Below are 10,328 nucleotides of genomic sequence, written 5' to 3' on the forward strand. Positions count from 1 at the left end.
AAAAATTTGTACCAAAATCAAATGATTTACCCTTTAAAGGCAATACAGAAATTGGTCATGATGTTTGGATTGGTTATAACGCTACAATTATGCCCGGGGTAAAAATTGGCAGCGGCGCTATTATTGCCAGTAAATCAGTTGTTACCTGCGATGTACCTGCTTATAGCGTTGTAGGTGGAAATCCCGCTAAAGTGATAAAAACCAGATTTGACGATAAAACAATTAATACGCTGCTAGATATAGCTTGGTGGGATTGGAGCAATGAAAAAATCACTGCTCATTTAGATGCCATTACACAATGCGATATAAAAGCCTTATCTAATCTCTAAGTGATTACCACTCAAACATGTATGCCATTTTACTTATTGTTTTTAGCGGCACATTATGTGAGTTTCGTTTAGCGTATAGGTGCTGCATAGCTTTGTCTTTTACTTCACCCACTATCACTTCTTTTACTTGATAACCTAAAGCAACGGCAGCTTGAGAGTAAGCTATAAATTCCCACTTTTTAATATTGGTGTTATCTACAATAACCAATGGAATGCCTTGAGCAAGTGCATTTATAAAGCGCGCCAAATTTAAATTATGAAATTGTGGTAACTTAAATTTATCGAAATGATATTCGCCCTGCTCATTATTAAAGTAATCATCAGTTGAGCAAATTAGATACTGACTTTCGTCGGCTCCACCTAATTCGTCAGCAAGGCTTTGCGCGTAGTAAGACTTACCACTTCCTGGTAGTCCTCGTAAAATAAAAACTTGTTTCATAGCATCGATTTTTTAAGGGTGAATAAATATTAATTTAGTTTGGACTTTAATAATGCCACAAAATCATTAAATTTCAGAGCAACAAATCATAATAGTGGCAATTAAACTCTAAAAACTGTTTAAAAATAAACCGCATGCATAAAAACTTTTAAAGAGTTGCCCACAATAGTTTTTTTATTTAACTTTACTAGGTAAGATACAGGGTTCAAGTGCAGCGCCGTTTATGTGCAATTTATGCCCGCGTGTTGCGCACAGTTAAAATAAAATAGTTAGGCAACTTATATCATTGGAGTGAAGATGAGCCATTTAGCGATTTCAGAGCTATTAAAAGGCAATGTTGCGGTAGACAGCCAAGTAACAATTAAGGGCTGGATCCGTACTCGCCGCGATTCAAAAGCAGGAATTTCATTTTTAGCCGTTCATGACGGTTCGTGTTTTGATCCTATTCAAGCGGTAGTTCCTAATTCACTGAATAATTATGATGAAGTTACTAGCTTAACAGCCGGTTGTTCTGTGTCGGTTACTGGTGTTTTAGTTCAATCTGCTGGCCAAGGTCAATCTTACGAAATTCAAGCTAACTCAGTGACTGTGTTAGGTTGGGTAGAAAACCCAGATTCATACCCAATGTCGGCAAAGCGCCACAGCATTGAGTACTTACGTGAGCACGCTCACCTTCGCCCTCGTACAAATATGATTGGCGCGGTAACTCGTGTACGTAACTGTTTAGCACAAGCTATTCACCGTTTTTACCACGAGCAAGGCTTTTACTGGATCAGCACGCCAATCATTACGGCAAGTGACTGTGAAGGCGCGGGTGAGATGTTCCGTGTATCAACGCTTGATATGCAAAACTTACCACTTACAGACAAAGGCGATGTTGATTACAGCGAAGATTTCTTCGGCAAAGAAGCATTCCTTACTGTATCTGGTCAGTTAAATGGCGAAACTTACGCGTCTGCAATGTCAAAAATTTATACATTTGGCCCTACATTCCGCGCAGAGAATTCAAATACATCTCGCCACCTTGCAGAATTTTGGATGGTAGAGCCTGAAGTAGCGTTTGCAGATTTAGAAGACATAGCAAAACTTGCTGAAAACATGCTTAAGTATGTGTTTAAAGCCGTACTTGAAGAGCGCCGTGATGATATGGAATTTTTTGCACAACGTGTAGAAAAAACCGCAATTACGCGTTTAGAAGAATTTGTAGATAAAGACTTTGCACAAGTTGACTACACAGACGCTGTAGAAATCCTTAAAAACTGTGGCAAAAAGTTTGAGTACGCTGTTGAATGGGGCGTAGATTTACAGTCTGAGCACGAGCGTTACTTAGCTGAAGAGCACTTTAAAGCACCGGTAGTTATTAAAAACTACCCACGTGATATTAAAGCATTCTACATGCGCCAAAACGAAGACGGTAAAACCGTTGCCGCAATGGACGTTGTAGCACCTGGTATTGGTGAGATCATTGGCGGTTCACAACGTGAAGAACGCCTTGATGTGCTTGATGCACGCTTAGAAGAAATGGGCTTAAACAAAGAAGATTACAGCTGGTACCGCGATTTACGTAAATACGGTAGCGTGCCGCACTCAGGCTTTGGTTTAGGCTTTGAACGCTTAGTTGCTTATGTAACAGGTATGGGCAACGTACGTGACGTTATTGCCTTCCCTCGTACTAAAGGCAGCGCAACTTACTAATACTAAGTTAGCCGTTTATAAATACTAAAAACCAGCCAATTGGCTGGTTTTTTTGTGTCTTTAATTTACCGAATAAAAAAGCCGCAGCACTCAAAGAGCACCACGGCTTTCAACCAGAATAAGTTTGTTTAGTTAAAGACTATAAAGCACTCTCTAACTGTGGCAGTACTTCAAATAAATCTGCCACTAAACCGTAGTCAGCTACCTGAAAAATAGGTGCGTCAGGGTCTTTATTAATCGCGACGATTACTTTTGAGTCTTTCATACCCGCTAAATGCTGAATAGCACCGCTAATACCTACTGCAATGTATAAATTAGGCGCTACAATTTTACCTGTTTGCCCTACTTGCATGTCGTTAGGTACAAAGCCTGCATCAACTGCTGCACGCGATGCACCAATAGCTGCACCTAGTTTATCGGCAATACCATTAAGTAATGCAAAGTTTTCGCCGTTTTGCATACCGCGACCACCCGATATGACCACACTAGCAGCTGTAAGCTCAGGGCGTTCTGATTCTGTTTGCTCAACACTTACAAAGCTGCTTAATTGCGAATCTGATACTGTATCAATGCTTGTTATAGCAACAGCTGATTGCTCACCTTGTAAATCAAAGCTACTGGCACGTACGGTAATTACTTTTTTACTGTCGAGTGATTTAACCGTGGCGATTGCATTACCTGCATAAATAGGTCGTTTAAATGTATCGGCGTCCACTACTGCGATAATTTCAGAAATTTGCGCAACATCTAATAGCGCGGCAACACGTGGCATAAAGTTTTTGCCTGTTGTCGTTGCACTTGCAACAATGTGGCTGTAGGTGTCGCTAAGTGATAAAACTAAATCGCTCATGTTCTCAGCTAACTGATGTTCATAAACGCTATTATCGGCAACTAAAACATTAGCTATGCCATCAATGCTTGCAACTTGTGAGCTCATTGCGCTTAAGTTGTTACCTGCTATTAGTACATCAATAGGAAAGCCCATTTTTACTGCAGCGTTAATAGTTTTTGAGGTTTCTGGTTTTAAGGCACCGTTGTCGTGCTCTGCAATTACGAGTGTTTTCATTTAAATCACCTTTGCCTCTGTTTTTAATTTTTCTACAAGCTGTGCAACGTCTTCTACAATAATTCCTGCGGTGCGTTTAGCTGGCTCTTCAACACTTATTAATTGCATACGCGGTGTTAAATCAACACCAAGCGAATCTGCTGCTATTACTTCAAGCGGCTTACGTTTGGCTTTCATAATATTTGGCAGTGATGCATAGCGAGGCTCATTTAAGCGTAAATCAGTTGTAACAACCGCCGGTAAATTAAGTGCTACCGTTTGCAGCCCGCCATCAACTTCGCGAGTTACGTTTACTTTGCCATTTTCAATAGCAACTTTTGATGCAAATGTACCCTGCCCGCGATTAGTTAATGCAGCAAGCATTTGACCTGTTTGATTATTATCTGAGTCAATTGACTGCTTACCTAAAATGACAAGTTCAGGCGTTTCTTGCTCTACAATTTTAGCGAGTAGTTTTGCAGTATGAAGTGACTCGAGCTTTTCATCGGTTTCGATGTGAATAGCTTTGTCAGCACCCAATGCTAATGCTGTTCGTAATTGTTCTTGTGATGCTTTTGGACCAATAGTTACAGCAACCACTTCAGTGGCGGTACCGGCTTCTTTAAGACGAATTGCTTCTTCTATAGCAATCTCACAAAACGGGTTCATTGCCATTTTAACGTTGTTTAAATCAACGTCGCTGTTATCACTTTTAACGCGTGCTTTTACGTTGTAATCAATCACTCTTTTTATTGGTACGAGAACTTTCATAGGAACTCCATAATTATTTAAACCTACAAGGTAACGTGCACGTCAACCTATTTATTTTATGAAATTAGACTACTTCCTGTTGACGTAAACGTCAACCTAAAATAACCTTTAACTATTCACAGTCTGTAACGTTTAATTTGCAAGGTTATAAATAGGCTGTACACCTTATTTAAATGCGTAGTAAACATTCAAATAAGTCCGTCATAGATAAAGAGGTTATTATGGTCGAACGTGAAACCATGGAATTTGATGTAGTAATTGTTGGTGCAGGCCCTGCTGGGCTTTCAAGTGCAATTAAACTCGCGCAATTAGCACAAGAAAAACAACAAGAGTGCATGATTTGCGTAGTCGAAAAAGGTTCTGAAGTAGGAGCACATGTACTCTCTGGTGCTGTTTTTGAAACCAAAGCTTTGGATGAACTACTACCTAATTGGCAAGATCTTGGCGCACCGGTTACAACCAAAGTAACTAATGATGAAATTTATTGGTTTAATAACGAGCAAAAAGCGACATCAATTCCCCACTTTGCTACACCAAAAACATTTCATAATGTTGGTAACTACATTGTATCTATGGGCAATGTATGTCGATGGCTTGCAGAGCAAGCTGAAAGCTTAGGCGTAGAGATATTTCCAGGATTTAGCGCACACTCTTTAATAATTGAAGATGAAGCAGTAAAAGGCATTATTACTGGTGATATGGGTGTAGACAAAGATGGTAATGAAAAAGACGGTTACATGCCAGGCATGGAGCTTCGTGCAAAATACACTATTTTTGCTGAAGGTTGCCGAGGTCATTTAGGTAAACAACTAATCAATGAGTTTGCACTTGATGCAGATTCATCGCCGCAGCATTATGGTTTAGGCTTTAAAGAAATCTGGCAAATAGATGAAAGTAAACATGAGCTTGGCAAGGTAGTTCATGGTACAGGTTGGCCACTTAGCGGCGATACTAATGGTGGTGCATTTATGTATCACAGTGAAAACAATCAAGTTGTTGTTGGTTTAATTGTTGATTTAAATTACTCAAACCCACATTTGAGCCCGTTTGATGAGTTTCAGCGAATGAAGCACCATCCTGTATTTAAAAACGTACTTGAAGGCGCTGAACGTATTGCTTACGGTGCGCGTGCTATTGCTAAAGGTGGCTTGCATTCATTACCAAAAATGCATTTTGCTGGTGGTTTACTTGTTGGGTGTGATGCAGGCACTCTTAATTTTGCAAAAATTAAAGGTAACCACACCGCAATGAAATCAGGAATGATTGCCGCTGAGGTTATTTTTGAAGCATTGCAAAATGAGTTAGCAAATACCGATTTAACTCATTATCAAACTGCGTTTGAGCAATCGTGGGCATATAAAGAGTTATATCAATCTCGTAACTTTGGCCCTGCTATGCACAAACTCGGTAAATTTTTAGGTGGTGCGTACAATACGCTTGATCAAAACATCTTTAATGGCGCTTTACCCTTTACGTTTAAAGATAATACGCCCGATCACTCTACCCTTGTTGATGCTAGCGCCGCTGACAAAATTGCATACCCAAAACCAGATGGACACCTTAGCTTTGATAAACTCTCAAGTGTGTTTTTATCAAATACTAACCACGAAGAATCACAGCCGTGTCATTTAAAGCTTAAAGATGCGTCAATTCCTATTAACGTAAATTTAGTTAAATTTGATGAACCCGCACAACGTTATTGCCCTGCAGGCGTTTACGAAGTACATGAAATTGCAGGAAATAAAGAGTTTGTTATTAATGCCCAAAACTGTGTGCACTGTAAAACCTGCGATATTAAAGACCCAAGCCAAAACATTACATGGGTAACACCTGAAGGTGCGGGTGGGCCAAATTATCCTAATATGTAACTAAATTATGCGCTGTATAGCTATATAACTACGTTTTTTACATATAAATTATAAACATATCCTAAATTGCAGGGGCTTCGGCCCCTTTTTTACGTTATGCTAATAGTAGTTTTAATAATAAGAGTGTTATTTATGCCGTCGTCAAAAGTTATTTTTCGTTTTTTAGCAGAGCCTACTGATGTGAATTTTGGTGGTAAAGTTCATGGTGGGGCCGTCATGAAGTGGATTGACCAAGCAGGTTATGCGTGCGCTGCAGGTTGGAGTGGTCATTACTGCGTAACTGTTTCGGTTGCGGGTGTTAAATTTAGACGCCCTATTTTAGTGGGTCAAATAGTCGAAGTAGAAGCTAAAATTGCCCATACGGGTAGAAGTAGCATGCAAATATTTATTCAAGTTAGGTGTGGCGATCCAAAAACGCAAAATATGGTTGAAACAAACCATTGTGTTATCAGCTTTATTGCAATGGATGAAACGGGCTACCCAATAGAAGTGCCTTCGTTTAAAGCAGTGACCGATGAAGACATTAAGTTAGAAAATTACGCTATAAAAATGAAAGAAATAGCAATTGAAACAGAAAACTTACTTCATGAAGTCTAATTAGTAATTTAAATAGAGTAAGGCTATGTAAAAAACTCATTATACTTTGTAAAACATACAACTTATTTTAGAGTACACGATTACACAAAAGTTCACTTTGATTATAAAACACGCTAAACAATGTAAAAACCAATACAAAATAACTAATTATGGCGTGTTTTTAATCCATTTTAATATTGGCACGCTCGCTGCAAGTAAGTAATTGAAGTTTGATTAATGAAATCAAGCATTTGATTATTTTTTGTAAAGGAGCTATTCAATGATTAAAACACTTTCTCTTTCAGCTATTGCACTAGCAACACTGGGTTTTAACTCTGCAGCACACGCTGACATTTCTGATTTCGATTCTCCACGTATTTATACTGGTATCGGTTACGGTCAATATTCTTTTGAATTTGAAGACAGTGACAACGACACTGACTTTGACGACGATGCACAAATGCTTAAAGGCTATATTGGTACTCAATTTAACGAATACCTAAGCTTAGAACTTGCTTATCAAAACTTTGATGAAGTAAGTGATATAGACAGCAAAGCTGAAATTGATGGCGTATCGCTTGCCGCACGTTTGGGCTACCCAATAACAGAAAGCTTTTCTGTATATGCAAAAGGCGGTTGGCTTGAGTGGGATGCAGATTACACACAAGATTTACCAGTTGGTGGTGTAACAGCGTCTACAGATGGTGGTGATGCATTTTACGGTGCGGGTATTGAATACGCACTTACAACAAATGTACAGTTTCGTTTAGAGTACGAACGCTACAAACTTGATGACGATATTGATCCAGACATGGATGTAGCGTCTGTATCAGTTCAATACATGTTTTAATTAATCTTTAACATGTATGAGAAGGGTAAGCTTATGAGCTTGCCCTTTTTTGTTTTAGGTCCTTTTTAAATATATTAATACAAAATATAAACCACTCAGTCTAATAAGTGTTTTTAAACCGCTTGGTCTATAAGCAATAAACTTACTTACACTAATGCCATAAATACTAAATGCAGGTAGAATAGCGCTCTATTTTATTTGTACCCGAGTACTATGAGCGATTATACCATTTCGGCTATTGGCCACATTGAATCTCCTTATAAACAAAAGTTTGCTATACCTAGGCAGCCTCGTTTAGTGCCACAAGCCAAGGCAAAACTTATTTTTGCACCTGATTTTAATCGCGAAGAGTTTGTACGTGGTTTAGATGAATTTACTCATATTTGGTTGTTATTTCGTTTTCATGAAACGGCCGATAAAGGTTATTCTGCTATGGTTCGCCCACCTCGTTTAGGTGGGAATGAGCGAAAAGGTGTATTTGCTACCCGCGCTACATTTAGACCAAACGCGATTGGTATGAGCGCAGTAAAACTTGAAGGTATTGAATATAAAAACGGACAACTTAGTTTATTACTCGCTGGCATTGATTTACTTGATGGCACCCCCATTATCGATATTAAACCGTACTTACCCTATTCAGATGCAATGTTTGACGCCAGTGCTGGCTTTGCAGATACACGCCCAGAAACACAAATGACGGTTGAATTTAGCCCTCAGGCAATTGAGTTCGTTAATGCGCAAACACAATACCCAGATTTACATGATTTTATAGCTAATGTTTTAAAACAAGATCCCCGCCCTGCCTATAAAAAACAAAAAGACGGCGAGCAAAGCTATGGTATGACTTTGTACAATTATAATATTCGCTGGCAAGTCAATGGCGAGCATAACGTAGTAACAAACATAGAAAAAAACTAAATAACTCACTTAGCGCTTTAGTGTAAAAGCATCCGCTGTTAAACTTAAGCTCTATTAAAAGAACATAATTACTCTATTTCGGAAAAAACATGCGTACAAGCCAATATATACTCGCAACACTTAAAGAAACGCCATCAGATGCTGAAATCGTATCGCATCAGTTAATGCTTAGAGCCGGTATGATCCGTCGCGTCGCTTCGGGTTTATACACTTGGTTACCCTCTGGTTTACGTGTGCTACGTAAAGTAGAAAACATTGTACGTGAAGAGATGGACAAAGCAGGTGCTATTGAAATGCTAATGCCTGTAATTCAACCCGCTGATTTGTGGGAAGAGTCTGGCCGTTGGAATGAATTTGGTCCTGAGCTTATGCGCTTCACAGACCGTCATAACCGTACGTTTGCACTTGGTCCAACACACGAAGAAGTGATTACTGATTTCGTACGTAAAGAAATAAGCAGCTACAAGCAGTTACCTGTCACTTTATATCAAGTACAAACTAAAGTACGCGACGAACGTCGCCCTCGTTTTGGTGTGATGCGAGCTCGTGAATTTACAATGAAAGATGCCTACTCTTTTCACTTAAGTGAAGAGTGTTTAGATGCGACTTATCAAGCGATGCATAAAGCATACTGTAACATTTTTGAGCGTTTAGGCCTTGATTACCGCCCTGTACTTGCTGATACTGGGTCTATTGGTGGTAGCCTATCGCACGAGTTTCATGTACTTGCTGAGTCGGGCGAAGATGCCATTGCATTTAGTGATGGCAGTGATTACGCAGCTAATATTGAAAAAGCAGAAGCACTAGCGCCAAACGATCCACGCCCAGAAGCAAGTAAAGAGTTAAAAGCATTCCCTACTCCTGACGCTAAAACAATTAATGAGCTTAAAAAGCATTACGGTGTAAAACCTCATCGTGGTGTTAAAACCTTAATTGTTTACGGTGCACCTGATGAAAACGATGCACGTGGTTTAGTGGCGCTTGTACTTCGTGGCGATCATGATTTAAATGAATTAAAAGCTGAAAAGCACCCATTAGTAGACTCTCCGCTTGAAATGGCAACAGAGGCAGATATTGTTGCTGCTATTGGTGCAAAACCTGGTTCATTAGGCCCTGTGGGCTTATCTATGCCTATTATTGTTGATAGAGCCGCTAATATCCTTGCTGATTTTGTTGCCGGTGCTAATAAAGACGACGAGCATTACAGTGGTATTAACTGGGATCGTGACGTAACTGATTACGAAGTTGCTGATATTCGTAATATTGTTGAAGGCGATATGAGCCCATGTGGCCAAGGCGTTTTACAAATAAAACGCGGTATTGAAGTAGGTCATATATTCCAACTTGGCACTAAATACTCAGAAGCAATGAAAGCGGGAGTATTAAACGAAGGTGGTAAAAACCAAACCATGACCATGGGTTGTTACGGTATTGGTGTTTCACGTATTGTTGCAGCTGCTATTGAACAAAACAACGATCAATACGGTATCATTTGGCCAAAATCAATCGCGCCATTCGATTTAGCGATTGTTCCAATGAACATGCACAAATCGCATCGTATTCCTGATATTGCAAATAACCTTTACCAGGGTTTAAAAGATGCAGGTCTTGATGTGTTATTTGATGACCGTAAAGAACGCCCTGGTGTTATGTTTAATGACATGGAGCTAATTGGTGTACCTTACACGCTTGTAATTGGTGAGCGTAACCTTGACGAGAATAAAGTTGAGCTTAAAAACCGCCGCACCGGTGAAAAGCTAATGATTGATATTGATACAGCAATTGATGCAATTAAAGCGGCTGTTAAAGGTTAATAACACGCACGCTCAAAATAGAC

At 39.4% G+C, this 10,328-nt stretch carries 10 protein-coding genes; 7 read left to right on the plus strand and 3 right to left on the minus strand.

Annotation, left to right across the window (positions count from 1 at the left end):
• Nucleotides 1–329, plus strand: a 329-nt coding sequence (locus H5072_RS04435; protein WP_182692831.1) for a CatB-related O-acetyltransferase, incomplete at its 5' end; no start/stop codon positions are given.
• A gap of 4 nt (nt 330–333) precedes the next feature.
• Here H5072_RS04435 and H5072_RS04440 read toward each other — a convergent pair.
• Nucleotides 334–768, minus strand: a complete 435-nt coding sequence (locus tag H5072_RS04440; protein WP_002961231.1) for an ATP-binding protein — start codon at nt 766–768, stop codon at nt 334–336.
• Between the two features lie 297 nt (nt 769–1,065).
• Between H5072_RS04440 and asnS the strand changes: the two genes are divergently transcribed.
• Complete coding sequence (gene asnS, locus H5072_RS04445) at nt 1,066–2,463, plus strand: asparagine--tRNA ligase (protein WP_002961230.1); 1,398 nt, start codon at nt 1,066–1,068, stop codon at nt 2,461–2,463.
• A gap of 139 nt (nt 2,464–2,602) precedes the next feature.
• Here the strand turns inward: asnS and H5072_RS04450 are convergent, their stop codons facing one another.
• Nucleotides 2,603–3,529, minus strand: coding sequence for an electron transfer flavoprotein subunit alpha/FixB family protein (locus H5072_RS04450; RefSeq protein WP_182692832.1), 927 nt, complete (start codon nt 3,527–3,529; stop codon nt 2,603–2,605).
• Nucleotides 3,530–4,279, minus strand: a complete 750-nt coding sequence (locus H5072_RS04455) for an electron transfer flavoprotein subunit beta/FixA family protein (protein ID WP_182692833.1) — start codon at nt 4,277–4,279, stop codon at nt 3,530–3,532.
• A gap of 221 nt (nt 4,280–4,500) precedes the next feature.
• Between H5072_RS04455 and H5072_RS04460 the strand changes: the two genes are divergently transcribed.
• The 5 genes from H5072_RS04460 (at nt 4,501) to H5072_RS04480 (ending at nt 10,305) form a co-directional block, all read left to right on the plus strand.
• Complete coding sequence (locus H5072_RS04460; protein WP_182692834.1) at nt 4,501–6,147, plus strand: electron transfer flavoprotein-ubiquinone oxidoreductase; 1,647 nt, start codon at nt 4,501–4,503, stop codon at nt 6,145–6,147.
• 132 nt (nt 6,148–6,279) lie between these two features.
• A complete protein-coding gene (locus tag H5072_RS04465; protein ID WP_002961226.1) occupies nt 6,280–6,744 on the plus strand; it encodes an acyl-CoA thioesterase in 465 nt (154 codons plus the stop codon).
• A 259-nt stretch (nt 6,745–7,003) separates the two neighbouring features.
• Complete coding sequence (locus H5072_RS04470) at nt 7,004–7,573, plus strand: outer membrane beta-barrel protein (RefSeq protein ID WP_002961225.1); 570 nt, start codon at nt 7,004–7,006, stop codon at nt 7,571–7,573.
• A gap of 213 nt (nt 7,574–7,786) precedes the next feature.
• A complete protein-coding gene (gene tsaA / locus H5072_RS04475) occupies nt 7,787–8,491 on the plus strand; it encodes a tRNA (N6-threonylcarbamoyladenosine(37)-N6)-methyltransferase TrmO (protein ID WP_039487947.1) in 705 nt (234 codons plus the stop codon).
• A gap of 89 nt (nt 8,492–8,580) precedes the next feature.
• Complete coding sequence (locus H5072_RS04480) at nt 8,581–10,305, plus strand: proline--tRNA ligase (protein WP_182692835.1); 1,725 nt, start codon at nt 8,581–8,583, stop codon at nt 10,303–10,305.
• Nucleotides 10,306–10,328 lie beyond the last annotated feature (23 nt).

Source organism: Pseudoalteromonas sp. SR45-5, from assembly GCF_014163565.1.
GTDB classification, from domain to species: Bacteria; Pseudomonadota; Gammaproteobacteria; order Enterobacterales; family Alteromonadaceae; genus Pseudoalteromonas; species Pseudoalteromonas distincta.